The 25,210-nt window shown below is 68.6% G+C and carries 20 protein-coding genes; 8 read left to right on the top strand and 12 right to left on the bottom strand.

All coding sequences use genetic code 11. The annotated features are described in order from the left end of the window. Nucleotides 1-6: 6 nt before the first annotated feature. The 3 genes from ACIP9H_RS09665 to ACIP9H_RS09655 all read right to left on the bottom strand — a co-directional run bounded on the left by ACIP9H_RS09665 (nucleotide 7) and on the right by ACIP9H_RS09655 (nucleotide 3,629). Entirely contained in the window at nucleotides 7-1,008 is a 1,002-nt protein-coding gene (locus tag ACIP9H_RS09665; RefSeq protein ID WP_401581147.1) for an ABC transporter permease, read from the bottom strand. Between the two features lie 61 nt (nucleotides 1,009-1,069). Continuing rightward, nucleotides 1,070-1,993, bottom strand: coding sequence for an ABC transporter permease (locus ACIP9H_RS09660; protein ID WP_401958533.1), 924 nt, complete (start codon nucleotides 1,991-1,993; stop codon nucleotides 1,070-1,072). Between the two features lie 4 nt (nucleotides 1,994-1,997). Continuing rightward, nucleotides 1,998-3,629, bottom strand: coding sequence for an ABC transporter substrate-binding protein (locus ACIP9H_RS09655; RefSeq protein ID WP_401958531.1), 1,632 nt, complete (start codon nucleotides 3,627-3,629; stop codon nucleotides 1,998-2,000). Nucleotides 3,630-4,041: 412 nt separating this feature from the next. Here ACIP9H_RS09655 and ACIP9H_RS09650 point away from each other — a divergent pair, with 412 nt between their 5' ends. Genes ACIP9H_RS09650 through ACIP9H_RS09635 form a run of 4 tightly spaced genes read left to right on the top strand, consistent with a single transcriptional unit; the run spans nucleotide 4,042 to nucleotide 9,845 of the window. Beyond that, nucleotides 4,042-5,022: an ABC transporter permease gene (locus tag ACIP9H_RS09650; RefSeq protein ID WP_401580697.1), complete on the top strand. Its 981-nt coding sequence runs from the start codon at nucleotides 4,042-4,044 to the stop codon at nucleotides 5,020-5,022. A gap of 52 nt (nucleotides 5,023-5,074) precedes the next feature. Continuing rightward, nucleotides 5,075-6,040 carry an ABC transporter permease gene (locus tag ACIP9H_RS09645; protein ID WP_401580698.1) on the top strand — a complete coding sequence of 322 codons (966 nt, stop codon included), beginning with the start codon at nucleotides 5,075-5,077 and terminating at the stop codon, nucleotides 6,038-6,040. Continuing rightward, nucleotides 6,037-8,109 carry a dipeptide ABC transporter ATP-binding protein gene (locus tag ACIP9H_RS09640; RefSeq protein WP_401580700.1) on the top strand — a complete coding sequence of 691 codons (2,073 nt, stop codon included), beginning with the start codon at nucleotides 6,037-6,039 and terminating at the stop codon, nucleotides 8,107-8,109. The genes ACIP9H_RS09645 and ACIP9H_RS09640 overlap by 4 nt, the downstream gene beginning before the upstream one ends. 38 nt (nucleotides 8,110-8,147) lie before the next feature. Then, nucleotides 8,148-9,845 (top strand): ABC transporter family substrate-binding protein, encoded by a 1,698-nt coding sequence (locus tag ACIP9H_RS09635; protein ID WP_401580702.1) that lies wholly within the window; start codon nucleotides 8,148-8,150, stop codon nucleotides 9,843-9,845. Between the two features lie 302 nt (nucleotides 9,846-10,147). Here the strand turns inward: ACIP9H_RS09635 and ACIP9H_RS09630 are convergent, their stop codons facing one another. The 9 genes from ACIP9H_RS09630 to ACIP9H_RS09590 all read right to left on the bottom strand — a co-directional run bounded on the left by ACIP9H_RS09630 (nucleotide 10,148) and on the right by ACIP9H_RS09590 (nucleotide 21,088). Continuing rightward, nucleotides 10,148-11,251 carry an ABC transporter ATP-binding protein gene (locus ACIP9H_RS09630; RefSeq protein ID WP_401958528.1) on the bottom strand — a complete coding sequence of 368 codons (1,104 nt, stop codon included), beginning with the start codon at nucleotides 11,249-11,251 and terminating at the stop codon, nucleotides 10,148-10,150. Continuing rightward, nucleotides 11,244-12,302, bottom strand: coding sequence for an ABC transporter ATP-binding protein (locus tag ACIP9H_RS09625; RefSeq protein WP_401580705.1), 1,059 nt, complete (start codon nucleotides 12,300-12,302; stop codon nucleotides 11,244-11,246). Before ACIP9H_RS09625 ends, ACIP9H_RS09630 begins: the two co-directional genes overlap by 8 nt. An 11-nt stretch (nucleotides 12,303-12,313) precedes the next feature. Continuing rightward, nucleotides 12,314-13,255, bottom strand: a complete 942-nt coding sequence (locus tag ACIP9H_RS09620; protein WP_401580706.1) for an ABC transporter permease — start codon at nucleotides 13,253-13,255, stop codon at nucleotides 12,314-12,316. After that, entirely contained in the window at nucleotides 13,248-14,174 is a 927-nt protein-coding gene (locus ACIP9H_RS09615) for an ABC transporter permease (protein ID WP_401580707.1), read from the bottom strand. The genes ACIP9H_RS09620 and ACIP9H_RS09615 overlap by 8 nt, the downstream gene beginning before the upstream one ends. A 155-nt stretch (nucleotides 14,175-14,329) precedes the next feature. Then, nucleotides 14,330-15,949 (bottom strand): ABC transporter substrate-binding protein, encoded by a 1,620-nt coding sequence (locus tag ACIP9H_RS09610; protein WP_401580709.1) that lies wholly within the window; start codon nucleotides 15,947-15,949, stop codon nucleotides 14,330-14,332. 617 nt (nucleotides 15,950-16,566) lie between these two features. After that, nucleotides 16,567-18,462, bottom strand: coding sequence for a translational GTPase TypA (typA, locus tag ACIP9H_RS09605; protein ID WP_360914996.1), 1,896 nt, complete (start codon nucleotides 18,460-18,462; stop codon nucleotides 16,567-16,569). Nucleotides 18,463-18,624: 162 nt separating this feature from the next. After that, nucleotides 18,625-18,933 carry a helix-turn-helix domain-containing protein gene (locus ACIP9H_RS09600; RefSeq protein ID WP_401580711.1) on the bottom strand — a complete coding sequence of 103 codons (309 nt, stop codon included), beginning with the start codon at nucleotides 18,931-18,933 and terminating at the stop codon, nucleotides 18,625-18,627. Beyond that, nucleotides 18,930-19,241: a type II toxin-antitoxin system RelE/ParE family toxin gene (locus ACIP9H_RS09595; RefSeq protein WP_401958523.1), complete on the bottom strand. Its 312-nt coding sequence runs from the start codon at nucleotides 19,239-19,241 to the stop codon at nucleotides 18,930-18,932. Before ACIP9H_RS09595 ends, ACIP9H_RS09600 begins: the two co-directional genes overlap by 4 nt. Nucleotides 19,242-19,351: 110 nt before the next feature. Beyond that, nucleotides 19,352-21,088 carry an ABC transporter family substrate-binding protein gene (locus tag ACIP9H_RS09590; protein WP_401958520.1) on the bottom strand — a complete coding sequence of 579 codons (1,737 nt, stop codon included), beginning with the start codon at nucleotides 21,086-21,088 and terminating at the stop codon, nucleotides 19,352-19,354. A gap of 276 nt (nucleotides 21,089-21,364) precedes the next feature. Here ACIP9H_RS09590 and ACIP9H_RS09585 point away from each other — a divergent pair, with 276 nt between their 5' ends. The 4 genes from ACIP9H_RS09585 to ACIP9H_RS09570 are packed head-to-tail and all read left to right on the top strand — an operon-like array spanning nucleotide 21,365 to nucleotide 25,203. Continuing rightward, nucleotides 21,365-21,658 carry a hypothetical protein gene (locus tag ACIP9H_RS09585; RefSeq protein ID WP_401580716.1) on the top strand — a complete coding sequence of 98 codons (294 nt, stop codon included), beginning with the start codon at nucleotides 21,365-21,367 and terminating at the stop codon, nucleotides 21,656-21,658. Between the two features lie 10 nt (nucleotides 21,659-21,668). Continuing rightward, nucleotides 21,669-22,520 carry a hypothetical protein gene (locus ACIP9H_RS09580; protein WP_401580718.1) on the top strand — a complete coding sequence of 284 codons (852 nt, stop codon included), beginning with the start codon at nucleotides 21,669-21,671 and terminating at the stop codon, nucleotides 22,518-22,520. Beyond that, nucleotides 22,520-24,433 carry a fumarate reductase/succinate dehydrogenase flavoprotein subunit gene (locus ACIP9H_RS09575; protein WP_401580720.1) on the top strand — a complete coding sequence of 638 codons (1,914 nt, stop codon included), beginning with the start codon at nucleotides 22,520-22,522 and terminating at the stop codon, nucleotides 24,431-24,433. The genes ACIP9H_RS09580 and ACIP9H_RS09575 overlap by 1 nt, the downstream gene beginning before the upstream one ends. Beyond that, the gene (locus tag ACIP9H_RS09570) at nucleotides 24,430-25,203 is read left to right on the top strand and encodes a succinate dehydrogenase/fumarate reductase iron-sulfur subunit (protein WP_401580722.1); all 774 of its coding nucleotides are present in this window, start codon (nucleotides 24,430-24,432) and stop codon (nucleotides 25,201-25,203) included. Before ACIP9H_RS09575 ends, ACIP9H_RS09570 begins: the two co-directional genes overlap by 4 nt. Nucleotides 25,204-25,210: the final 7 nt, after the last annotated feature.

Raw genomic sequence — 25,210 nt, 5'->3', positions numbered from 1 at the left:
CGTCCATCAGCGCAGCTTGGGATCGAGGGCGTCGCGCACGGCGTCGCCGAGCATGATGAACGCCAGCACCGTCACGCTGAGCGCCCCGGCGGGCCACAGCAGCATGTGCGGGGCGTTGCGGATCTGGGTGGACGCCTGGGAGATGTCGATGCCCCAGGACACCGTGGGCGGTTTCAGGCCGACGCCGAGATAGGACAAGGTGGCCTCCAGCGCGATGTACGTGCCGAGCGCGATGGTCGCGACGACGATGACCGGCGCCACGGCGTTGGGCGCGATGTGCCGGAGCAGGATGCGCCCGTTGCCGGCGCCCAGTGCCCGTGCGGCCTGCACGTAGTCGTTGTGCTTGGCGGTGATGACCGCGCCGCGCGCGATACGGCCGATCTGCGGCCAGCCCAGCAGCACGATGAAGCCGACCACGGGCCAGACCGTGGAATTGGTGACCACCGACAGGAAGACCAGGCCGCCCAGCACGATGGGGATGCCGAAGAAGATGTCGCTGACCCGGGAGAGGACGGCGTCCGTCCAGCCGCCGAAGTAGCCCGCCAGGCCGCCGAGGAGGCTGCCGAGGAGCGCGGCGCCGACGGTCGCGCAAAGGCCGACGGTGACCGAGGCGCGGGCGCCGTACACGACCCGGGTGTAGACGTCGCAGCCCTGGTTGTCGAAGCCGAAGGGATGGCCGGGCGACGACCCCAACTGGGAGTTGGCGAGGTTGCAGCTGAGCGGATTGCCGTCGGCGATCAGCTGCGGCCGGATCGCGATGACGACGAGGAAGACGATGACGAGCGCGGAGAGCAGGAAGACCGGATTGCGCCGCAGGTCGCGCCAGGCGTCCGACCACAGGCTGCGCGGCTTGTCCGCGATCGGCGGTCCCGTCTCGCCGGAGCCGCCGGGGCCGCCCGGAAGCGGTTTCTCCAGGCTGCGTGCCTCGTCCTGCCCGAGCCCCATGGAGGCGCCGGTGCCGCCGGCGGCCTCCATGGCCTCGTCGGGGTGGTCGGTGGGTTCGGGCATGGTGGTCCCCCGGCTCGGGCTGAAGGTGCTGCCGGCTCGCTCCGGGCCGCCGCCGTCCGGCTCAGGCATAGCGGATCCTCGGGTCGAGCACCGCGTACAGGAGGTCGACGAGCAGGTTCGCCACGAGGAAGACGATGACCAGGATCGTCACGAAGCCGACGACGGTGGCCGAGTCCAGCCGCAGGATGCCCTGGTAGAGCTGGAAGCCGACGCCGCGGATGTTGAAGATGCGCTCGGTGACGATGGCGCCGCCCATCAGGGCCCCGATGTCGGTGCCGATGAAGGTGACCACCGGGATGAGGGAGTTGCGCAGCAGGTGGCGGGTGACCACCAGGCGGCGCGGGAGTCCCTTGGCGACGGCGGTGCGCACGTAGTCGGCACGGGCGTTCTCCACGATCGAGGTGCGGGTGAGCCGGGTGACGTACGCGAGCGAGGTCAGCGCCAGGACCAGGCCCGGGACGATCAGTTCACCGAAGGGCGCCTCGATGGAGACCGAGGGCGCGATCAGGCCCCACTTGACGCCGAGCAGGTACTGCAGCACGTAGCCGGAGACGAACGTCGGGACCGAGATGACGATCAGGGTGGCGAGCAGCGCCGCGGTGTCGACCGGGCGGCCGCGGCGCAGCCCGGTGAGCACCCCGAGGCTGATGCCGATCAGGATCTCGAAGAGGATCGCGACGATCGTCAGGCGCAGCGTGACCGGGAAGGCGGTCCGCATCAGTTCGGTGACCGCCTGGCCGTTCCAGGCCGTGCCGAAGTCGCCCTGGAAGATCTGCCCCATGTAGTGCAGGTACTGCTGCGCGAGGGGGTGGTCCAGGTAGAGGTCGTGGCGGATCTGCGCGGCGGTGGCGGGGTCGCAGGCGCGGTCCCCGCACTTGGCCTGCACCGGGTCGCCGAGCGCGTACACCATGAGGAAGATCAGCAGGGTGGTGCCGATGAACACGGGGATCATCTGCAGCAGCCTGCGGACGACGTACCGTCCCACGGCGTCAGCTGACCTTGATCTGGTTGTAGACGGGGACGCTGAACGGGTTGAGCGCCACGCCGGACAGCCGGGGCGACCAGCCCGCGCTGCCGTTCTGGTACCACAGCGCGATGGCCGGCACCTGCTGGGGCAGGATGCGCTCGGCGTCCTTGAACGTGGCGACGGCCTTGGCGAGGTCGGTCTCGGCGTTGGCCCGGTCGACCAGCTTGTCGAACCTCGGGTCGCTGAAGTGCGAGTCGTTGGACGAGGCGCCGGTGTAGTACAGCGGCTGGAGGAAGTTCTGGATCAGCGGGTAGTCCATCTGCCAGCCCGCCCGGAAGGGGCCCTTCATCTGCTTGTTGGCGATCTGGTTGCGGAAGTCGGCGAAGGTGCCGACGGGATTGCCGACGCAGGCCCTGTCGTTGCCCAGGGCGTTGTTGATGCTGTTGCAGACGGCGTCCACCCAGTCCTTGTGGGACCCGCTGTCGGCGTTGTACGTGATCTTCATGGTGCCGCCGGGAATGCCGCCGGCCTCCTTGACCAGCTGCTTCGCCCGCGCCGGGTCGTAACGGCAGACGTCGCCGCAGATGGTGTCGTCGAAGCCGCCCCGCGCGCCGAGCACCGGTGAGGTCCAGTCCTTGGCGGGCGTGCGGGTCTTCTGGAAGATCTGCTGGGTGATCTGGTCGCGGTTGATCGCCATCGAGATGCCCTGGCGGAGTTCGGCGGAGCGCGGCCCCGACCAGGCCTTGTCGTACAGCGGGAAGGCGAGGGTCTGGATGATGCCGGCCGGGGTGTTGAGGTAGCGGTTGCCGAGGTCGGACCGGACGTGCCTCAACTGCTGGGCGGGGACGTCGTCGACCAGGTCGAGGTTGCCGGCCTGCAGATCGGTGTAGGCGGTGTTGCTGTCGGTGTAGACCTGAAGGTCCACACCGCCGTTGACCGCGGCGTCGGCGCCCTTGTAGCCGCGCCACGTGCGCAGCTTCATGACCTGGCCCCTGGTGTACGAGTCGACCTGGTACGGGCCGTCGCCGACCGGCCTCTTCAGCCACGCCGCGTGGTCGGTGAAGAAGCTCTTCGGCAGCGGCATGAAGGCGTTGTAGCCGAGGGTGTCGGGCCAGCTGGAGAACGTCTGGTTGAGCTTCACGGTGAAGTTCAGGGCGTCCTTCCTCACCAGTCCGGACAGCACCTTGGCGGTCGGGGCGCCACTGGCCGGGTGCACCGTGCCGTAGCCCTTGATGTAACTGAAGAAAGGCGCATTGACCTGCTTGTTCGTCACCAGCGCCGCATAGTTCCAGGCGTTGATGAACGAGTCGGAGGTGACCTTCTCGCCGTTGCTGAACGTCCAGCCGTCCTTGAGCCGCACCTCGAAGGTGCGGGAGTCGGTGGTCGAGACCGAGTCGGCGACGACGTTCTCGGCGGCCCCGGTCCTCGGGTTGTAGCGCTTCAGGCCGCGGAAGATCATGTCGAGCACTTTGCCGCCCTGCACCTCATTGGTGTTGGCGGGCTCCAGCGGGTTCTGCGGGTCGCTCCACGAGGCGCTGAGCACGTCCTTGCCGTCCGGCTCGCCCCCCGAGCCGCTCCCTCCGCCCCCGCACGCCGTCGCCGCCAGGACGAGGGCCGCCGCGCTCATGGCCCGACCCGCCGCGCTCCGTCGCATCGGCCGCCTCCTCAGGGAACTCTGTGCCGCACAGGACACCTGAGCCCCCATCAGACCGCAAAACCGGACATTGCGCACTGCGGCTCACCGGGCCCGGGCCGGGCCGCCGCGGCGATGAAGGGTTATCCCTCGGTCGCGGTCCGCCAATAAGGGTTTACCCGATCGTCAGGTTAAGTTTCGATCAAGAAAATAAAGGATCGATCACGACGAACCGGCCTTCATTGACGCGGATGTAATTCCGTTGCGAAAGTCCCACTCAACCCGCAAGGGCCGCGCACCCCCACTCGCACGACCTGCGAAGACGGATGCGTCCCCAATGTTTCAACCGCGTTGCACCACTATGCCAGAGCCGGCTGAAACGTAACGCCGAATTATTTTTCATTATCTTCAACCGAGTGAGAGTGTGTGACTCGTGGGCCGATATCTGCTGCGCCGACTCGTCAACTATCTGGCGCTGGTCCTCATCGCGGCCTCGCTCACCTACACGCTGGCGGCGCTGAGCCTCGACCCGAGGTCCAACTTCCTGGGCCGGAACCCCCCGGTCTCGGCCACCTCCGTGTCGGCCACCCTGGACGAGTACAACCTCAACCCGGACACCCCCTTCGTGGTGCGCTTCGGCCACTGGGCCGACGGTGTGGCCCACGGCGACCTCGGACGGACCGTCACCGGCGGCCAGGTCAACGACGAGTTCGCCCGGCGCGTCGGGGTGAGCACCCGGCTGCTGCTGATCGCCACCATCGTCGGCTCGATCGGCGGCGTGCTGGTCGGCGCCTGGGGCGCCATCAGGCAGTACCGCGTCTCGGACCGGGTCGCCACACTGGGCTCCTTCTTCATCCTGGCGATGCCGGTGCCCGTGATCGCGGTGACGCTCAAGCTGTGGTCGATCGACGTCAACGAGGCCGTCGGCTTCAAGCTCATCGAGTACACCAACGAGTACGATCCGGGCCTGACCGGCACCTGGGACATCCTGCTCAGCCGGCTCCAGCACCTGCTGGTCCCCAGCCTCACCCTGATCCTCGTCCAGGTGGCGCTCTACAGCCGCTACCAGCGCAGCACCATGCTGGACGTGCTCGGCAGCGACTTCCTGCGCACGGCCCGGGCCAAGGGCCTGTCCCGGCGGGCGGCCCTGATGAAGCACGGACTGCGCACCGCCGTGCTGCCGGTGGTCCCGCTGCTGGTCTACAACGTCGTGCTGCTCTTCACCGGCGCCACCTTCACGGAGAAGATCTACGGCTGGCACGGCATGGGCGAGTGGCTGGTCAACTCGATCAACACCAATGACGTCAACGCGGTCGCCGCCGTGGGCATGTTCACCGCCCTCGTCGTCCTGGTGGCCGGTCTGCTCTCCGATGTGCTCTACGCGGCACTCGATCCGCGCGTACGGGTGCGCTGAGCCCCACCGCGCCTCCGTCGCCCTGATCCCGCGTCACCAGGAGCCCTCTCTCATGGCCGTCCAGACCCCCTCCGTCCAGCCCGCCACCCTCCCCGCCCCGCCGGCCCGGCGCCGCAGCGGCGGACGGCTGCGGCTCACCGCCGTCCGCTTCGCCCGCAACCGCCTGGCGCTGTTCGGGCTGTGCATGCTCTTCGTGCTCTTCGTCCTGGCCTACGGCTCCCCGCTGTTCTACAAGTGGAGCTACACGGAGCTGGACTTCACCGCGTTCCAGAAGCCGCCCTCGGGAGCCCACTGGTTCGGCACCGACCAGACCGGTACCGACCTGTTCGCCATGACCATGCGCGGCCTGCAGAAGTCCCTGGTCATCGGCATCCTGACCGGCATCATCTGCACGTTCTTCGCCGCCGCGGTCGGGGCGAGCGCGGGCTACTTCGGCAGCTGGACCGACCGTTCCTTGATGTGGGTGGTCGACCTGCTGCTGGTGATGCCCAGCTTCCTGATCATCGCGGTGCTCTCCCCGCTCTTCCAGGGCACCACCTGGCTGGTGTTCGTGCTCCTGCTGGCGCTGTTCAGCTGGATGATCACCGGCCGGGTCATCCGCAGCATGACGCTGACACTGAAGGACCGCGAGTTCGTCAAGGCCGCCAAGTACATGGGCGTCCCGGCACCGGTCATCATCTTCCGGCACATCCTGCCGTCGATGGCCTCGATGCTGATCATCGACGGCACGATCCAGGTCGGTGCCGCGATCATCGGCGAGAGCAGCCTGTCGTACTTCGGCTTCGGCGTGCAGGCCCCCGACATCTCGCTCGGCACCCTCATCGCCACCGGCACCCCCGCCGCCCCCGCCTTCCCGTGGCTGTTCTACTTCCCGGCCGGCTGCCTGGTGCTGATCTGCCTGTCGATCGCCTTCATCGGCGACGGCCTGCGGGACGCCCTCGACCCCAACTCCGCCGGTGCCAAGGCCCGCGCCCCCCGCACGCTCAAGAGCACGTCCAAGGAAGGACGCACGTCGTGACCGAGATCCCCGCCCTGGAGGTCACCGACCTCCACGTCTCCTTCCCGAGCGAGGCCGGGCCGGTCGGGGCCGTACGCGGCGTCTCCTTCTCGGTGCGGCGCGGCGAAGTCCTCGGCATCGTCGGCGAGTCGGGTTCCGGCAAGTCCGTCTCCTCCCTGGCCGTCCTCGGCCTCCTGCCGGACACCGCCGACGTCAAGGGCTCGGTGAAGCTGCACGGCCGTGAGCTGCTGGAGCTGGACGACCGGGAGATGACGAAGATCCGCGGCAAGGACATCGCGATGGTCTTCCAGGACCCGCTGTCCGCGCTGACCCCGGTCTACTCCGTCGGCGACCAGATCGTCGAGGCCCTGCGCATCCACCAGGACCTGGACAAGGACGCCGCCCGCAAGCGCGCGGTCGAACTGCTGGACCTGGTCGGCATCCCCGACCCGCAGCGGCGCGCCGACGCCTTCCCGCACGAGTTCTCCGGCGGCATGCGCCAGCGGGCGATGATCGCGATGGCGATCGCCAACGACCCCGAGGTGATCATCGCCGACGAGCCGACGACCGCCCTGGACGTCACCATCCAGGCGCAGATCCTGGACGTGCTGAAGAAGGCCCAGGAGGTCACCGGCGCCGCCATCGTCATCATCACCCACGACCTCGGCGTGGTGGCCGGCTTCGCCGACCGGGTCCAGGTGATGTACGCGGGCCGCCCGGTGGAGACCGGCCCCGTCGACGACGTCTACTACGCGCCCCGCATGCCGTACACCATCGGCCTGCTGGGCTCGATCCCGCGGCTGGACGACGGCGGCCGGCACGCCCTGACCCCCATCGACGGCAACCCGCCGTCGATGGTCGCCCTGCCGACGGGCTGCCCCTTCGCCGCCCGCTGCCCCGTGGCGATCGACGTGTGCCGCCGGACCGAGCCGGAGCTGACGGTGCGCGAGGGCGGCAACCACCCCACCGCCTGCCACCGCAGTCACGAGCTGGAGGACGGCGGCTCCCTGGACCCGGCCACCGTCTACCCGGTGCCGGAACTGCCCCCGCCGCCGCCGGCCGCGGACGTGCCCCGCGACCTGCGCGACACCGTGCTGGAGGTACGCGGGCTGGTCAAGCACTTCCCGCTGATGCACGGCGCCGTCATCAAGCGCCGGGTCGGCGAGGTGCGGGCCGTCGACGGCATCACCTTCGACATCCGCGAGGGCGAGACCCTCGGCCTGGTCGGCGAGTCCGGCTGCGGCAAGACCACCACGCTGCTGGAGATCCTCGACCTGCCGTCGGGCCAGTCCGGCGCCGTCACGGTCTTCGGCAAGGACATCCGGGGCCTGGGGCGCGCCGACCGCAAGGCGCTGCGCCGCGACCTCCAGGTGGTCTTCCAGGACCCGATGGCGGCCCTCGACCCGCGCATGCCGGTCGGGGACATCCTCGCCGAGCCCATGAAGACCCACGGCTGGTCCCGGGACCGCATCGCCGCCCGCGTGCCCGAACTGCTGTCGCAGGTCGGCCTCGACCCGGACCACGTGGACCGCTTCCCCGCCGAGTTCTCCGGCGGCCAGCGGCAGCGCATCAGCATCGCCCGCGCCCTGGCCCTGGAGCCCAAGCTGGTCGTCCTGGACGAACCGGTCTCCGCCCTGGACGTCTCCATCCAGGCCGGTGTGCTCAACCTGCTGGACGAGCTCAAGTCGCGGCTGGGGCTCAGCTATCTGTTCGTCGCGCACGACCTGTCCGTCGTACGGCACATCGCCGACCGGATCGCCGTGATGTACCTGGGCCGGATCGTCGAGATCGGCTCCGCGGAGGCCGTCTTCGACGCCCCTTCGCACCCGTACACCCAGGCCCTGCTGTCGGCGGTCCCCCTGCCCGACCCCCGCAAGGAACGGATGCGCAAGCGCGTCCTGCTCTCCGGCGACCTGCCCAGTCCCACCGATGTGCCCACCGGCTGCCGCTTCCGCAACCGGTGCCCGAAGTTCGCCTCCCTCGACGAGGTCCAGCGCGGCCGCTGCCGCGACGAGGACCCGTCACCCTCCGCCCTGGCGGGCGACCACAACGCGGCCTGCCACTACGCCGCCGCGGTCACTGTCGTCTGACCCCCTTGTTGTCCCAACCCGTTAGAGGAGAGAGTCCGTTGAACAGAACCCGTACTTCCGCGGTCATGGTCGCGCTGGCCACCGCCGGCGCGCTGGTGCTCACCGCGTGCGGCGGCGACAGCGGCGGTGACGACGCCGCGGCCAAGAAGAACTCGGTGCCCAAGTCCAGCGCCAACAACATCAAGGCCACCGACCGCGACCAGCTGAAGGAGGGCGGCACCCTCAACTGGCCGGTCGCGGAGATCGCCGAGAACTTCAACTACAACGAGATCGACGGCACGCTCGCGGACGGCTTCGACGTCGAGCGCTCCCTGATCCCGATCACGATGCTGTCGGACGCGACGGGCACCGTGACGCCGAACCCGGACTACCTGACCTCGGCGAAGGTCGACGACAGCTCCGGCAAGCAGGTCGTCACCTACGAGATCAACCCCAAGGCCAAGTGGTCCGACGGCACGGCCATGTCCTGGAAGGACTACGAGGCCAGCTGGAAGGCGCTGAACGGCAAGGACGCCAAGTACAAGATCTCCTCCAGCACCGGCTACGAGCTGATCAGCAGCGTCGCGAAGGGCAAGACCGACCAGGAGGTCGTGGTCACCTTCGACAGCCCCTTCGGTGACTGGAAGAGCCTGTTCAGCCCGCTCTACCCGGCCTCGGTCATCGGCACCCCGGACGGCTTCAACACCGGTTACCTCGGCAAGATCCCGGTCACCGCCGGCCCGTTCAAGTTCCAGGGCATCGACAAGACCACCAAGACCCTCACCGTCGTCCGCGACGACAAGTGGTGGGGCAACAAGGCCATACTGGACAAGATCATCTTCCGGGCCCTGGACGCCGACGCCCAGGCCGGCGCCTTCGCCAACGGCGAGATCGGCTTCTTCAACGTGGGCCCCGACTCGGCCGCGTACAAGCAGGCCAAGGAGGTCACGAACGCCGAGATCCGCAAGGCGGCCGGCCCCAACTACCGCCACATCACCTTCAACGGCGCGCACGACAACCTCAAGGACGTCAAGGTGCGGCAGGCCATCATGTCGGCCCTCAACCGCGACGCCATCGCCCAGTCCGACCTCCAGGGACTGGACTGGGACCCCAAGCCGCTGAACAACCACTTCTTCGTCACCAACCAGAAGGGGTACAAGGACAACGCGACCGGCATCGGCGTCTTCGACCAGGCCAAGGCCAAGAGCCTGCTGGACGAGGCCGGCTGGAAGCAGGACGGCGAGTTCCGCACCAAGGGCGGCAAGACCCTGGAGCTGGACTTCGTCATCCCGGCGAACGTCGCCACCTCCGCCAACGAGGGCAAGCTGATGCAGCCCATGCTCAAGGCGGTCGGCATCAAGCTGAACATCAAGACCGTCCCGATCCAGGACTTCTTCGACAAGTACGTCAACACCGGCAGCTTCGACCTGACGGCCTTCTCCTGGCTGGGCACCGCCTTCCCGGTGTCGTCGACCAAGTCGATCTACGCCAAGCCCGTCGGTGACAACATCCAGCAGAACTACACCGGTGTCGGCAGCGACGAGCTCGACGCGGCCATGAACAAGGCGGCGGCGGACACCGACGCGGCCCAGGCCATCACCGACGCCAACGCCGCGGACGTGCTGATCTGGCAGCAGGCCAACCTGCTGCCGCTGTACCAGCGCCCCGACATCTACGCCGTCCAGAAGAACCTGGCGAACATCGGCGCCTACGGCTTCCAGGACCTGCGCTACGAGAACATCGGCTACACCAAGTAAGTCCCGCCGGCTCCGCCCCGCCACCGCACCCCGCGGCGGCGGGGCGGAGCCGTTCCCGGGGGCACCCTGCGGCGCCGCGCGGTCCGTCACACGGGCTGGATCCGCACCTCCGCGCCGGAGGCGCCCAGGTGCCCTCCCTGACGGTCGCGTCGTCCAGGGCAACCACGGGCCGCCGTGAGCCGTTCCGCCACACCTGGACCAGGACCGGCACCGGCGCCCTCGGCGTTCCCGGGCCCATGCGCGAACGCGGAAGGGCGCCCACGCGATGATCGCGTGGGCGCCCTTCGGGGGCTGGGCCGGGATCAGACCGTCGCGTTGACGACGTCCTTCTCCTCGGCGAAGTGGCACGCCGAGTCGTGCGCGGCCGGGGTCTCGGAGCTCTTGAAACGCTCCGGGATCGCCAGCAGCGGCTCCTCGGTGGCGCACTTGTCCTGCGCCTTCCAGCAGCGGGTGCGGAAGCGGCAGCCCGACGGCGGGTTGGCCGGGGACGGCACGTCGCCGGTGAGGATGATGCGCTCGCGGTGCTCGCGGGCCTCCGGGTCCGGCACGGGCACCGCCGACAGCAGGGCCTGCGTGTACGGGTGGGTGGGGTGCTCGTAGATCTCGGTGTCGGTACCGATCTCGGCCATCCTGCCCAGGTACATCACGCCGACGCGGTCGGAGATGTGCCGGACGATGGACAGGTCGTGCGCGATGAAGATGTAGGACAGGTTGAACTCGTCCTGGAGGTTCTCCATCAGGTTGATGACCTGCGCCTGCACGGACACGTCCAGCGCCGAGACGGGCTCGTCGCAGATGATGATCTCCGGGTTGAGCGCCAGGCCGCGGGCGATGCCGATGCGCTGCCGCTGGCCGCCGGAGAACTGGTGCGGGTACCGGTTGATGTACTCCGGGTTGAGACCGACGACGTCCAGCAGCTCCTGCACCTTGCGGCGCCGGTCGCCCTTCGGGGCCACCTCGGGGTGGATGTCGAAGGGCTCGCCGATGATGTCGCCGACCGTCATGCGCGGGTTCAGCGAGGTGTACGGGTCCTGGAAGACCATCTGGATGTTCCGGCGGACGGCCTTGAGCGCCCGTCCGGACAGCCGGGTGATGTCCTGGCCCTTGTAGAAGACCTCGCCGGCGGTGGCGCGCTCCAGGTTCATCAGCAGCTTGGCGACCGTGGACTTGCCGCAGCCGGACTCGCCGACGATGCCCAGGGTCTCGCCCTGGTACAGGTCGAAGGAGACGCCGTCGACGGCCTTGACGGCGCCGACCTGCTTCTTGAACAGGATGCCCTGGGTCAGCGGGAAGTGCTTGACCAGGTTGCGCACCTGCAGGATCGGTTCGCCGCGCTCGACCGGCTTGGCGATCGCGGCCTCGACGACCTCGGCTGCCGCCTCATCGTTCGTGGGGAGCTCAGCCATGGATCGTCTCCTTCCAGAAGTGGCACGCGCTGCCGCGGCCCGGCAGCTCGCCACCGTCCCGCTCGGTGACCGGGACGAGCCTGGGCACCTCGGTGCGGCAGATGTCCTGCGCCATCTCGCAGCGCGGGTTGAACGCGCAGCCGGTCGGGATGCGCAGGAGGTTGGGCGGCAGGCCCTTGATCGCGTAGAGCTCCTGGCCCTTCTGGTCCAGGCGCGGGATCGACGCCAGCAGGCCCTTGGTGTAAGGGTGGGCCGGACGCTTGTAGATCTCGTGGACGGGGGCGGTCTCCACGATGCGCCCCGCGTACATCACGGCGATCTTGTCCGCGACGTCGGCGACCACGCCGAGGTCGTGGGTGATCAGGATCAGGCCCATGTTGAACTCGCGCTGGAGCTCCGCGAGGAGCTCCATGACCTGTGCCTGGACGGTGACGTCCAGGGCGGTGGTCGGCTCGTCCGCGATGATCAGGTCGGGCTCCAGTGCCAGCGCCATGGCGATCATGATGCGCTGACGCATACCGCCGGAGAACTGGTGCGGGTAGTCGCCCACCCGCTGCTTCGCCGCGGGGATGCGGACCCGGTCCATCAGCTCGATGGCCTTGGCCTTGGCGTCCTTGCGGGACATGCCCTGGTGCACCCGGAACATCTCGCCCAGCTGGTAGCCGACGCTCAGCACCGGGTTCAGCGAGGACAGGGCGTCCTGGAAGATCATGGCGATCTTGCGACCGCGGATCTTGCGGCGCTCCTCCGAGGACATCTTGAGCATGTCCTTGCCCTGGAAGAGGATCTCGCCCTGCGGGATCCTGCCGGGCGGCATGTCGAGGATGCCCATGATGGCCTGCGCGGTCACGGACTTGCCCGAACCGGACTCGCCCAGCACCGCAAGGGTCTCGCCCGGCTCGACGGTGTAGTTCACACCGTTGACGGCCTTGGCGACGCCGTCCCGGGTGTGGAACTCCACGTGCAGGTCTCGGACCTCCAGCAGGGGAACACCCGTGCCGTCGGCGCGCCGGGGGGCCGGCACGCCCTCCGTCATATCCATGGTGGTCATGTACGCCCTCCTCAGCGCAGTTTGGGGTCGAAGGCGTCGCGGACCGCGTCGCCGAGCATGATGAACGCCAGCACCGTGAGGCTGAGCGCACCGGCCGGGAAGAGCAGGGCGTGCGGGGCGGTCAGGAACCGGTCCTGCACGTCGCTGATCATCAGACCCCAGGAGATGTTCGGCGACTGGATGCCGATACCGAGGTAGGACAGCGCGGCCTCCGCGGCGATGTACACACCGAGGTTCATCGTCGTGATGACGATCACCGGCGCCAGCGCGTTCGGCAGGATGTGCCGGAACGCGATGCGCTTGCTGTCCGCGCCCAGCGCCTTCGCCGCCATGACGTAGTCGTTGTGCTTGTTGGAGATCACCTCGCCACGCATGATGCGGAACACCTGGGGCCAGCCCAGGATCGCCAGCACCAGCGAGACCGTCCACACGTTGCCGGTGTTGAACATCGACATGATCAGCAGCGCGCCGACGATCAGCGGCAGGGCGAAGAAGACCTCGGTGACCCGGGACAGGACGTTGTCGAGCCAGCCGCCGCGCAGACCGGCGATCATGCCGAGCACACAGCCGACCAGCGAGGTCAGCAGGGTGGTCACCACACCGACGATGATCGAGTTCCGGGTGCCCCAGACCGTGCGGGTGTAGATGTCACAGCCCTGGAGGTCGTAGCCGAACAGGTGGCCCGAGGAGGGCCGGTCCAGCGAGTGCTCCAGCTGGCAGAAACCGTCGACGAACGGACTGCGGGAGGTGAAGACGCCAGGCGCGACCGCGAGCGCCAGCAGAAGCAGGATGATCACGCCCGAGACGATGAACATCGGATTGCGGCGCAGGTCGGTCCAGCCGTCCTTGAGCAGGCTGGCCGCGCGGGCCGGCTTCTCCTCGGCAGCCGTCACCGGCTCGCCGGGCATCCCGTCCTTGGCCGGGATGGACTTCTCGATGGTGTTCTCACTCATAGCGGATCCTCGGGTCGAGCACGGCGTAGAGAACGTCTACGACGAGGTTGGCCACCAGGTAGATCAGGACGAGCAGGGTGACGATCCCGACCACCACCGGACGCTCGCGCAGGTACACCGACTGCGCCAGCTGCTGGCCGATGCCCGGCAGGTTGAAGATTCTCTCCGTGATGATCGCGCCACCCATCAGCGCGCCCAGGTCCATGCCCAGGAACGTGACGACGGGGATCAGGGAGTTGCGCAGGGCGTGCAGCCCGATCACCCGACGGTACGGCAGGCCCTTGGCGACCGCGGTACGCACGTAGTCGGCACGGATGGACTCCATCATGCTGGCCCGGGTCAGACGGGTGATGTACGCCATCGACGTGGACGCGAGCACGAGGCCCGGCAGGATGAAGCTGGTGGGCCAGCCGTCGTCGGTACCGGCAACCGGGACGATGCCCAGGTTGACGCCGAGCTCCAGCTGGAGCACGTTGCCGAGCACGAAGACCGGGATCGAGATCAGCAGCAGGGTGCTGACCAGGACCAGCTGGTCCAGGAACTTGCCCTTGCGCAGCGCCGAGAGCACACCCGCCAGGATGCCGATGACGGCCTCGATGACGAAGGCGGTGATCGCCAGCTGCGCCGTCACCGGGAAGCGCTGGGAGACGATCTCGGAGATCGGGCGCCCGGTGTACGTGGTGCCCAGATCCCCGGTGAACACCCCCTTGATGTAGTACCAGTACTGCACGTACCAGGGATCGTTGAGGTGGTACTGGTCTCTGAGGATCGCGGCGATGTTGGGATCGGCTCGCTTCTCGCCTGCAAGCGCCTGGATCGGGTCGCCGTGCAGGGCGAAGACCAGGACATAGATGATCAACGTGACGCCTATCAGTACAGGTATCGCCTGCAAGATACGGCGCGCGACGTATCGGCCCATTGGTTCTCCAGAAGGGGGTGCTGACCCGCCTGCCGCCGGAGGGCTGGGAGGGGGCGGCGGGGCGGACGCGGACGGCAGACAGGGTGGGCAGGGGAAACCATCAGGCCTCCCCTAACCCACCCCATGTCAGCCCGTTACTTCAAGGGCGTACTCGCTCAGGCGAGCTTGACGGTGTCCCACAGGACGTTGCCGCCGGCGATCTTCAGGGCCGAGAGCTTGTCGCTGTAGCCCGCGTTCAGCTTGTAGAAGTAGACCGGGATGTACGGCATCTCGTTGAGGAGGATGTCGTCGGCAGCCTGGTACTGCTTCTGCGCGTCCGCGTCGGTCGCCGCCTGGTCACCGTCGGCGAGCAGCTTCTCGAACTGCGGGTTGGTGTAGCCCGCGTAGTTGGAGCCGTTGGCGATGGCGTCCTTCGAGAAGATCGGACGGAGGTAGTTCTCCATGTTCGGGTAGTCCATGTTCCAGCCCATACGGAAGGCGCCCTGGTACTTCTTGGCGTCCAGGTCGTTCAGGATGGTCTGGAACTGCTCGAACGGCTTCGCCGTGACCTTGATGCCCAGGTTGGTCTGGATCTCGTTGGCGACAGCCTCGATCCACGCCTTGTGGTCACCGTCGGCGTTGTAGCCGAGCTCCAGCGTGTTGCCCGGGAGGCCGCCGCTCTTCTTGTAGAGCTCCTTGGCCTCGGTCGGGTTCAGGGTGCACGCGTCGCCGCAGGCGCCCTGGCGGTAACCCGGGATGATCGGGCTGATGAAGTCGTCAGCCGGCATACGGGCGCCGAGGAAGATCTTGTCCGCGATGGTCTTGCGGTCGATCGACATCGAGATGGCCTTGCGGAGGTCCGCGTTCTGGAAGGCCTTGTTGTACTTCAGCGGGAAGCCGATGTAGCCCACGCCGGAGTCGGACTCGTCGATCGCGCGGTCGCCGAGGTCCTTCTTGTAGGTGGCCAGACCGGAGGTCGGGATCGAGTCGTCGATGTCGAGGTTGCCCGCGACCAGGTCCTTGTAGGACGTGTCGGAGTCCGAGTAGACCTTGAAGTTGATGCCCTTGACCTCGTACTGCGAGGCCTCGGGGAACTTGTCGTACTTGACGACGCTGATCGACTCGTTGTGCTTGACCTTGCCCTTCATCATGTAAGGGCCGTTGCCGATCGGGGCCTCGCCGAAGCCCTTGGGGTCCTTGAAGAAGGCCTTCGGCAGCGGGTCGAAGCCGTTGAAGGACAGCTGCGCCTTGAACGCCGAGAACGGCGCGGTCAGCGTGACCTTCAGGGTCGAGTCGTCGACCGCCTGGAGACCGGACAGCTTGTCGGTCGCCGGCTTCTTGCCCTCGCCCGGGTTCAGGTCCGCGTAGCCCTGGATGTGCGAGAACAGCGCGTTGGTCTGCTGCGCGTTGTCCTGGTTGGCGCCGTAGTTCCAGGCGTCGACGTAGGACTGGGCGGTCACCTTCTCACCGTTGTGGAAGGTGTAGCCCGGCTTGAGCTTGATCGTCCAGACCTTGGAGTCCGTCGTCTCTATGGACTGGGCCATGTCGTCGACGATCTTGTTGTCGGCGTCGAGCTTGGTGAGACCGACGAAGAGGGCGTGAACAACCTCGCCACCCTCGGTCTCGTAGGTGTTCGAGGGGACGAGACCGTTCTGCGGCTCGCCAATCTCCATCGACACAATGCCGTCAGACTTGCTGCCACCACCGGCATTGTCCTTGCCACCGCCGCAAGCAGTTGCGGCCATGGCGACGATGATCGCGCCTGCGACCCAAGTGGCGCTCTTGGCACCGCGCATGGGTTTGCCTCCTCAGGAGTCACTGTCCGTACGTGAAAGGCGCCGGACCCCACTGACACCCCTGACAGTGGACTACCGGCTACCTGTGCTCGTGAGTCGGCGCTCCCCATAAGCGCTTGGACCCATTGACCCGAGCTCAACGGCTCCAACTATCGGTCACGTTGGGCCTACGAACCACACACTTACGATCTCGTTTTGGTCACAACCGGTCCAAAACAGTTTCGCAATTCGGACATTTGGATTGTAGACAGACACCGACGAAACGGACTTGTAACACAAGTATCGGTGAACACTGTCCGGTATTCGGACGTCTGAAACTGAAAAACACTTGCCTCAAAGCGCGTGGATCCACGCGAATCTACGGCGCTGACGGACCGCCAGGGAACGTGCTGTCGCGGCCGCGCCACTGGCGTAACCGCGACACTTCGCCCCGGTCCACGAGGCCCGCCGCGACCGGCGGTTGCCGACGGTGACATCGGTCACAGCAACCGCCCGTGAGGGCCCGGTCCGTGGCCCGCCTCACATGCGCGGACCGCCCCGTCACGGTGCCGTCACGCAAAGGCACCGGCCCTGGCCGCCCGTGGGAACGGGAGCAGGACCGGTGCCCCTGGTGCATGTCAGCGCTTGGCGCGGGAGGCGGTGCGGCCGCGCTCCTTCTGGTCCAGCACGACCTTGCGGATGCGGACCGTCTCCGGGGTCACCTCGACGCACTCGTCGTCGCGGCAGAACTCCAGCGACTGCTCCAGGGAGAGCTTGCGCGGCGGCACGATCGCCTCGAAGGAGTCGGCGGAGGAGGAGCGCATGTTGGTGAGCTTCTTCTCCTTGGTGATGTTCACGTCCATGTCGTCGGCGCGGGAGTTCTCGCCGACGATCATGCCCTCGTACACCTCGGTGCCCGGGTCGGTGAACAGCACGCCGCGCTCCTGGAGGTTCGTCATCGCGAAGGCGGTGACGGCACCGGCGCGGTCGGCGACCAGCGAACCGTTGTTACGGGTGACCAGCTGGCCGAACCACGGCTCGTGGCCCTCGTGGATCGAGTGGGCGATGCCCGTGCCGCGCGTACCGGTCAGGAACTCGGTACGGAAGCCGATCAGACCGCGGGAGGGGACGACGAACTCCATGCGGACCCAGCCGGAGCCGTGGTTCGACATGTTGTCCATCCGGCCCTTGCGGGTGCCCATGAGCTGCGTCACGGCGCCCATGTGCTCCTCGGGCACGTCGATGGTGATGCGCTCGACCGGCTCGTGGACCTTGCCCTCGACCTCGCGGGTGACCACCTGCGGCTTGCCGATGGTCAGCTCGAAGCCCTCACGGCGCATCTGCTCGACCAGGATGGCGAGCGCGAGCTCACCTCGGCCCTGCACCTCCCACGCGTCCGGACGCTCGGTGTCCAGCACCCGGAGGGAGACGTTGCCGATCAGCTCGCGGTCAAGACGGTCCTTGACCTGGCGAGCGGTGACCTTGCGGTCCTTGACCGCGGACTTGACGGCACCCTTGCCGCCGGGGCCGCGACCGACCAGCGGGGAGGTGTTGGTGCCGATGGTCATGGAGATCGCGGGCTCGTCCACCGTGATCAGCGGCAGCGCGACCGGGTTCTCCGGGTCGGCCAGGGTCTCGCCGATGGTGATGTCCGGGATGCCGGCGACGGCGCAGATGTCACCGGGGCCGGCCTTCTCGGCGGGCTTGCGGGTGAGCGCCTCGGTCATCAGCAGCTCGGTGATGCGCACGTTCTGGATCGAGCCGTCGCGCTTGATCCACGCGACCGTCTGGCCCTTCGTGAGCTCGCCCTGCTCGACGCGGAGCAGCGCGATACGGCCCAGGAAGTTGTCGGCGTCGAGGTTGGTGACGTGCGCCTGGAGCGGCGCGGCCTCGTCGTAGGAGGGGGCCGGCACGTGCTCCAGCAGCGTGGAGAAGAACGGCTCCAGGCTGTCGCTGTCCGCGGGGACGGTGCCGTTCTCCGGCTTGGTGAGCGAGGCCACACCGTCGCGCGCGCACGCGTAGACGATCGGGAACTCGATCTGGTCCTCGTCCGCGTCCAGGTCCAGGAACAGGTCGTACGTCTCGTTGACGACCTCGTCGATCCGGGAGTCCGGGCGGTCGGTCTTGTTGATGCAGAGGATGACCGGCAGCTTGGCCGCCAGCGCCTTGCGGAGCACGAAGCGGGTCTGCGGCAGCGGGCCCTCGGAGGCGTCCACCAGCAGCACGACCGCGTCGACCATCGACAGGCCGCGCTCGACCTCGCCACCGAAGTCGGCGTGGCCGGGGGTGTCGATGATGTTGATCGTGATGGGGTCGCCACCACCCTTGGGGTGGTACTTCACGGCCGTGTTCTTCGCGAGGATCGTGATGCCCTTCTCGCGCTCCAGGTCGTTGGAGTCCATCATCCGGTCGTCCAGATGCTGGTGCGCGGCGAAGGCTCCGGCCTGCTTGAGCATGGCGTCGACCAGCGTCGTCTTGCCGTGGTCGACGTGGGCGACGATGGCGACATTACGAATGTCGTTGCGCGTGGGCATACTGCGGCGCTTCTCCCGGGTTGGTGGGTGTGGCGGCATACCCTCGTCGGCACACCTGCCGCCGGGCGAGTCGAGCCACGGCCTCACCCCATGGTACGGGGCCCGAACGGTAACGCCCGCCCGGGCATGATCGCCCGCCCCCGGGCCGTCCCCAGGTGCCTTTCAGGCGGTCGCGGTGTGCGGGATGAGCTCGACGCGCAGATCGAGGCCGAGCGCCCGCGCCAGGCGATCGAGCACCGGCAGAGTCGGCACGGTGCCGCCCGCTTCGAACCGGGCCACGGCCGACTGTGTGAGATTCGACCGGCGGCCGAGTTCGGACTGCGAGATACCCAGCTCCAGGCGCCGCTCCCGCACGGCAGTACCCAGTTCGAAGCGCAGGCGCGCAGCCGTGTACTCCTCTTCCATTTCCGGCGTGACGGCCCGTGCCTGCCGCGCCCCGGCGAGCGTCGTACGCCCCGACTCAGCGCTCACAGATTCTCCTCGTGGTCGGCGGTGTGACCTTCATCCACGCAGCGTTGCAGAGCCCGCCGGGCTCGGTTCACCTCGTCTGTCTCGCGCATCCTCGTCTTGACGAACACGGTCAGCATGATGATCCGGCGCTTCTCCGCGATCCAGTACGTGATCCGGACCTGGCGCTCGCCACAGTAGAACCGCAGCTCGCGAAGTTCCCGTCCAGCTGCCGCGTATACGGCTCGCCGAGCAGAACTCCCCGTTCCTCCAGAAGATCCAGGTGCATCAGAGCCTGAGCCCAGCGCCTGTCGTCGAGAGCCGCGAGCCACTGCGCGACCTCCGGTTCGAGTTCCACGGTACCCCAAGCCATAGCACGAACGCTATGACTCGGGGGGACTCGACGAGGGCGTGATCCGGAGTGGTCACCCGAACGGGAAGGTCATTTCTTGAAGCCGATGTCCTGGAAGCGCGGGGTCGCGAAGCCGAAGGCGCCCGCGTTGCGGACGGAGGAGCGCAGGGCGACCAGTTCGGGGCGCTGGAAGAGGGGGAGGGAGCCGGCGACGGCCCAGATGCGGGCGTCGGCGCGGGCGGCGAGGTCGCGGGCCCGGGAGGGGTCGAGTTCGCCGGCGGCCTGGTCGAGGAGCTGGTCGATCTGGTCGGTGCCGACCCGGGGGAAGTTCTGCGCGACGACCAGGCTGCCGTCCGGGCCCGCCTCCGGCTTGGCGTAGATGGGCCGGGTGTCGGTGGCCGGGTAGGCCGTGCCGGGCCAGGAGTAGAGGGCCAGGTCGAAGTCGCCGGCGGCGAGGTGGTCGCGCAGGAAGCTCTCGTCGGAGACCTTCTGGATCTCGGTGCGGACGCCGATCCCGGAGAGCATCGCGGCGACGCGGCCGCCGACCGTGTCCAGGGCCTTGTTGGACTCCGGCAGCACGAACCGCAGCGTGAGCGCCTTGCCGTCCTTGCGCAGCACAGTGGTGGAGGGCTCGACGACCGTGACCCGCACCTTGTGCGCGGGTGCCGCGAGGTTGCGCTCGGCGGGACGGGCGGGGGCCAGGGCGGTGCGGCGCCAGCCCGCGTCGGCGAGCAGCGCCTGGGCGGCCTTGGGGTCGGACTCGCCGAGGGCCGCGCTGTGGTCGGCGTACCCGGCCTGGGAAGCGAGCAGCAGGTGGTTGCCGAGCGGTTCGTCGGGCAGGCCGACCGGCTTGAGCACCGCCCGTGCGATCGCCTGGCGGTCGATCGCACGGGCCACCGCGCGCCGGACCCGCTCGTCGGCCAGCGGGCCGTCGGCGCCGTTCAGGGCGAGCTGGGTGTAGGAGGCCGACCGCGTCCGGTAGACGGACACGTTCTTGATCTTCGGGGTGCGGTCGACGTTCGCCAGGTCCAGGCTGCCGTCGGCCAGGCCCGCGGCCCGCAGGTGCGCCGGCACCGCGGTGAGCACCAGCTTGTCGAGTCTCGCCCGGTCGCCCCACCAGCGGGGGTTGCGGACCAGGGTGACGTCCTTGCCGGTGACCTTCCGCACCTGGAACGGGCCGCCGGAGACCGGCAGCGAGCGCCGGGCAGAGTCGTTGAACGCGGCGGCCGTGCCGGTGACGGACTTGGGGTAGAGCGGGGTGAACAGGGACTGCCAGTCGGCGAAGCGACGGGCGAAGGTGACGCGGACCTCGCCCGGCTCCTTGCCCTGGGCCACCGAGGCGATGCGGTCGTAGCCGGCGTTGCGGGCGGCCCAGTAGGCCTCGTCCTTGTCGCGCAGCGCCTTCCACTGGGCGGCGAAGTCGGCGGTGGACACGGCCCGGCCGTCGCTCCACACCGCCTTCGGATTGAGCTTGTACGACACGACCTGCCGCGGCGCGCGCTCCACGACCTCCGCGGACTGCAGCAGGTCGGTGTCCCGCTGGGGCCGTCCGCTTCCGTCCAGCCGGAACGTCGCGGGGAGCACCGCCGCGGCCACCATGTCGGTGGTGTCGCCGGCCTGGACCTGGAAGGCGTTGAGGGTGGCGGGCGCGGTGTCGACGGCCCAGTGCAGCGTGCCGCCGTCGCGCACGGCGTCGCGCGGCGCGGAGGCGAGGTCGGTCCCGGCGAGCGGGTCCTCGCGGCCTGAGGAGCAGCCGGCGAGCGTCGCCACCGCGAGGGCCAGCGCGGTGGCGAGCGCGGGTGGGGACAGGGGGGCGCTGCGGGCCATCGTTGCGTACCTCCGCGAACCGGGGCCATGACCATCTGGCGTTATTTGCCGCTTATCGCACCTCACTGAAAGCGATCATCGCGCCCCCTCGTGTTCGACACGGCGCACACCTCCCGGCTCCCACCCGCCCGGCCCAACGGGGCGCGCGGCGCCGGGCATACGCCCCCCATGAGTGGGAGAATCACGGCAGATCTCTTCCCAAGCGCGACTGTGACGCGCAACACTCGGCAGGCGCCGGCGTCGTGCGCCCGCACCGTGGCGGAGGTGAGGACAGCCATGTCCCTGCAGGACGATCTGACATCGGTACAGCGTCGGCTGGACGAGCTCGGCAGAGCCGTCTCCCGGCTGGAACAGCAGGTCGGCGACAGCCTTGACATGCGGCGCGTGCGCGCCGACACCAAGCACCTGAGCGACGACCTCGCGCTGCTGCGCGACAGTGTCGGCGCCACACACGCGGGCCAGAAGCCGCGCCCGGAGATGGTGACCATCCCCGACACGCCGTACGACCCCTCATTCTGGTCCGGCGCGGAGGACGAAGGGCTGGGGGCGCCGGACCGCCGAGCGCCCTAGGGAGCCACCTTTGGCCACAGATACCGGAACCGCACCCGGAACCGAACCGCCTCCACCCGCACCACCCGCGCGCCACGGTGTCCTTTCCGCCGGGCGCGCCGCCATTCCCGCCCGCCACCTGCGCACCGACCGGTGGTGGCTGCAACCGCTGCTGACCGCGCTGGGCCTGACCGCCTTCGTCGTCTACTCGACGTGGCGCGCCTTCGCCAACGCGCACTACTACGCGGAGCCGTACGTCTCGCCGTTCTACTCCCCCTGCCTGGGATCGAACTGCGTGGACATGCCGCTCGGCGCCCGCTGGCCGCTCTTCGGCGACTGGTGGGGGCTGTCCCCGGCACTGCTGGTGCTGATCTTCCCGCTGGGCTTCCGGCTGACCTGCTACTACTACCGCAAGGCGTACTACCGGGGCTTCTGGGCCTCGCCGCCCGCCTGCGCGGTGGCCGAGCCGCACACGGGCTACACCGGCGAGACCCGCTTCCCGCTGATCCTGCAGAACATCCACCGGTACTTCTTCTACTTCGCGATCCCGGTGGCCGCGATCCTCAGCTACGACGTCGTCCTGGCCTTCCGGGACGGGCGGGGCGCGTGGGGGCACATGGGGCTCGGCACCCTGGTGCTGCTGGTGAACATCGCCCTGATCTGGGCGTACACCTTCTCCTGCCACTCCTGCCGGCACATCGTCGGCGGGCGGCTGAAGCACTTCTCGCGGCATCCGGTGCGCTACCGCGCGTGGACCTGGGTGGGGCGGCTCAACCGGCACCACATGGGACTCGCCTGGGCCTCGCTGGTGAGCGTGGCGGTGTCCGACTTCTATGTCTACCTGGTCGCCAGTGGCGCGTTCGACGATCCGAGGTTCTTCTGATGGCACAAGTCGAACGGCACACCTACGACGTCGTCGTGGTCGGTGCGGGCGGGGCGGGACTGCGGGCCGCCATCGAGGCGCGCGAGCAGGGCATGCGCACCGCCGTGATCTGCAAGTCGCTCTTCGGCAAGGCGCACACCGTCATGGCCGAGGGCGGCATCGCGGCGAGTATGGCCAACGTCAATCCGCACGACAACTGGCAGGTGCACTTCCGCGACACCATGCGCGGGGGCAAGTTCCTCAACCAGTGGCGGATGGCGGAGCTGCACGCCCGCGAGGCACCGGACCGGGTGTGGGAGCTGGAGACCTGGGGCGCGCTCTTCGACCGCACCAAGGACGGGAGGATCTCCCAGCGCAACTTCGGCGGCCACGAGTACCCGCGGCTGGCGCACGTCGGCGACCGGACCGGCCTGGAGCTGATCCGCACCCTCCAGCAGAAGATCGTCTCGCTGCAGCAGGAGGACCTGGCCGAGTACGGCGACCACGAGGCCCGGCTGAAGGTCTTCCAGGAGTGCACGGTCACCCGGGTGCTCAAGGACGGCGACCGCGTGTCGGGGGTCTTCGGCTACGTGCGGGAGTCCGGGCGCTTCTTCGTGATCGAGTCACCGGCCGTGGTGCTGGCCACCGGCGGCATCGGCAAGTCCTTCAAGGTGACGTCGAACTCCTGGGAGTACACCGGCGACGGGCACGCGCTGGCGCTGCTGGCCGGGGCTCCGCTGATCAACATGGAGTTCGTGCAGTTCCACCCGACCGGCATGGTCTGGCCGCCGTCGGTGAAGGGGATCCTCGTCACCGAGTCGGTGCGCGGCGACGGCGGGGTGCTGCGCAACTCCGACGGCAAGCGGTTCATGTTCGACTACATCCCGGACGTGTTCAAGGAGAAGTACGCGCAGAGCGAGGAGGAGGGCGACCGCTGGTACGAGGACCCGGACAACAACCGGCGCCCGCCCGAGCTGCTGCCCCGCGACGAGGTGGCGCGCGCGATCAACTCCGAGGTCAAGGCCGGCCGCGGCACCCCGCACGGCGGTGTCTTCCTGGACGTCTCCACCCGGCTGCCCGCCGAGGTCATCCGGCGCAAACTGCCCTCCATGCACCACCAGTTCAAGGAGCTGGCGGATGTCGACATCACCGCCGAGGCGATGGAGGTCGGCCCGACCTGCCACTACGTGATGGGCGGCGTGGACGTCGAACCGGACACGACGGCGGCGACCGGGGTGCCGGGGCTGTTCGCGGCCGGTGAGGTCGCGGGCGGCATGCACGGCTCCAACCGGCTCGGCGGCAACTCCCTGTCGGACCTGCTGGTCTTCGGCCGGCGGGCGGGCCTGCACGCGAGCGAGTACGCGTCCGGGCTGGCCGCGGACCGTCCGTCGGTGGCCGAGTGGCAGGTCGACGCCGCCGCGGCGGAGGCGCTGCGCCCGTTCAGCGCGGAGGCCGAGACGGTCGCCGACGAGGTCGCCGAGAACCCGTACGGCCTGCACCAGGAACTGCAGCAGACGATGAACGACCTGGTCGGCATCATCCGCAAGCAGAACGAGATGGAGGAGGCGCTGACCCGGCTGGCGGCCCTGCGGGTGCGGGCGCGGCGGGCCGGTGTCGAGGGGCACCGGCAGTTCAACCCCGGCTGGCACCTGGCGATCGACCTGCGCAACATGCTGCTGGTCAGCGAGTGCGTGGCGCGGGCGGCCCTGCAGCGCACGGAGTCGCGCGGCGGGCACACCCGGGACGACTACCCGGAGATGGACCGCCGCTGGCGCAAGGTCAATCTGGTGTGCCGGCTGGCCGATCCGGCGAACGCCTTCGGCGACGTCTCGGTGGATCGGCGGGAGTCGGTCCCGATCCGTGACGACCTGCTCGCGCTGTTCGAGAAGGACGAGCTGCTGAAGTACCTGACGGACGAGGAGCTGGACCGGTGAGCACGTACTCGGGGCACTTCAGGGTGTGGCGCGGCGACGCCGACGGCGGTGAGCTCAAGGACTACGAGGTCGAGGTGCACGACGGCGAGGTCGTCCTCGACATCATCCACCGCCTGCAGGCCACCCAGGCCGGCGACCTGGCGGTGCGGTGGAACTGCAAGGCGGGCAAGTGCGGTTCGTGCAGCGCGGAGGTCAACGGGCGGCCGCGGCTGATGTGCATGACGCGCATGTCGGTCTTCACCCGCGAGGAGACCGTCACGGTGACCCCGATGCGCACCTTCCCGGTGGTGCGGGACCTGGTGACGGACGTGTCCTTCAACTACGAGAAGGCGCTGGAGGTCCCCTCCTTCGTCCCGCCCAAGGGCGTCGCGCCGGGTGAGTACCGGATGTTCCAGGAGGACGTGGAGCGCTCGCAGGAGTTCCGCAAGTGCATCGAGTGCTTCCTGTGCCAGGACACCTGCCACGTCGTCCGTGACCACGAGGAGAACAAGAAGGCCTTCGCGGGCCCGCGTTTCCTGATGCGGGTGGCCGAGCTGGACATGCACCCGCTGGACGCGGCCGAGGAGTCGGGCCTGGACCGCAAGCGCTCCGCGCAGGAGGACCACGGGCTCGGCTACTGCAACATCACCAAGTGCTGCACCGAGGTGTGTCCCGAGCACATCAAGATCACGGACAACGCGCTCATCCCCCTCAAGGAACGCGCGGTGGACCGCAAGTACGACCCGCTGGTCTGGCTCGGCGACAAGATCCGGCGCCGCAGCAGCAGCTGACCGGCCC

Source organism: Streptomyces sp. NPDC088732 (assembly GCF_044751205.1).
In the GTDB taxonomy this organism is placed as follows: Bacteria; Actinomycetota; Actinomycetes; order Streptomycetales; family Streptomycetaceae; genus Actinacidiphila.
Note: the sequence above shows the minus strand (reverse complement) of the source record. Positions and strands in the feature narration are given on the sequence as shown.

Coding starts and splice junctions, on each gene's coding strand:
- ACIP9H_RS09665 (WP_401581147.1), bottom strand. CDS start 1,008: ATGCCCGAACCCACCGACCACCCCGACGAGGCCATGGAGGCCGCCGGC.
- ACIP9H_RS09655 (WP_401958531.1), bottom strand. CDS start 3,629: ATGCGACGGAGCGCGGCGGGTCGGGCCATGAGCGCGGCGGCCCTCGTC.
- ACIP9H_RS09645 (WP_401580698.1), top strand. CDS start 5,075: ATGGCCGTCCAGACCCCCTCCGTCCAGCCCGCCACCCTCCCCGCCCCG.
- ACIP9H_RS09630 (WP_401958528.1), bottom strand. CDS start 11,251: ATGGCTGAGCTCCCCACGAACGATGAGGCGGCAGCCGAGGTCGTCGAG.
- ACIP9H_RS09625 (WP_401580705.1), bottom strand. CDS start 12,302: ATGACCACCATGGATATGACGGAGGGCGTGCCGGCCCCCCGGCGCGCC.
- ACIP9H_RS09620 (WP_401580706.1), bottom strand. CDS start 13,255: ATGAGTGAGAACACCATCGAGAAGTCCATCCCGGCCAAGGACGGGATG.
- ACIP9H_RS09615 (WP_401580707.1), bottom strand. CDS start 14,174: ATGGGCCGATACGTCGCGCGCCGTATCTTGCAGGCGATACCTGTACTG.
- ACIP9H_RS09610 (WP_401580709.1), bottom strand. CDS start 15,949: ATGCGCGGTGCCAAGAGCGCCACTTGGGTCGCAGGCGCGATCATCGTC.
- typA (WP_360914996.1), bottom strand. CDS start 18,462: ATGCCCACGCGCAACGACATTCGTAATGTCGCCATCGTCGCCCACGTC.
- ACIP9H_RS09590 (WP_401958520.1), bottom strand. CDS start 21,088: ATGGCCCGCAGCGCCCCCCTGTCCCCACCCGCGCTCGCCACCGCGCTG.
- ACIP9H_RS09585 (WP_401580716.1), top strand. CDS start 21,365: ATGTCCCTGCAGGACGATCTGACATCGGTACAGCGTCGGCTGGACGAG.
- ACIP9H_RS09575 (WP_401580720.1), top strand. CDS start 22,520: ATGGCACAAGTCGAACGGCACACCTACGACGTCGTCGTGGTCGGTGCG.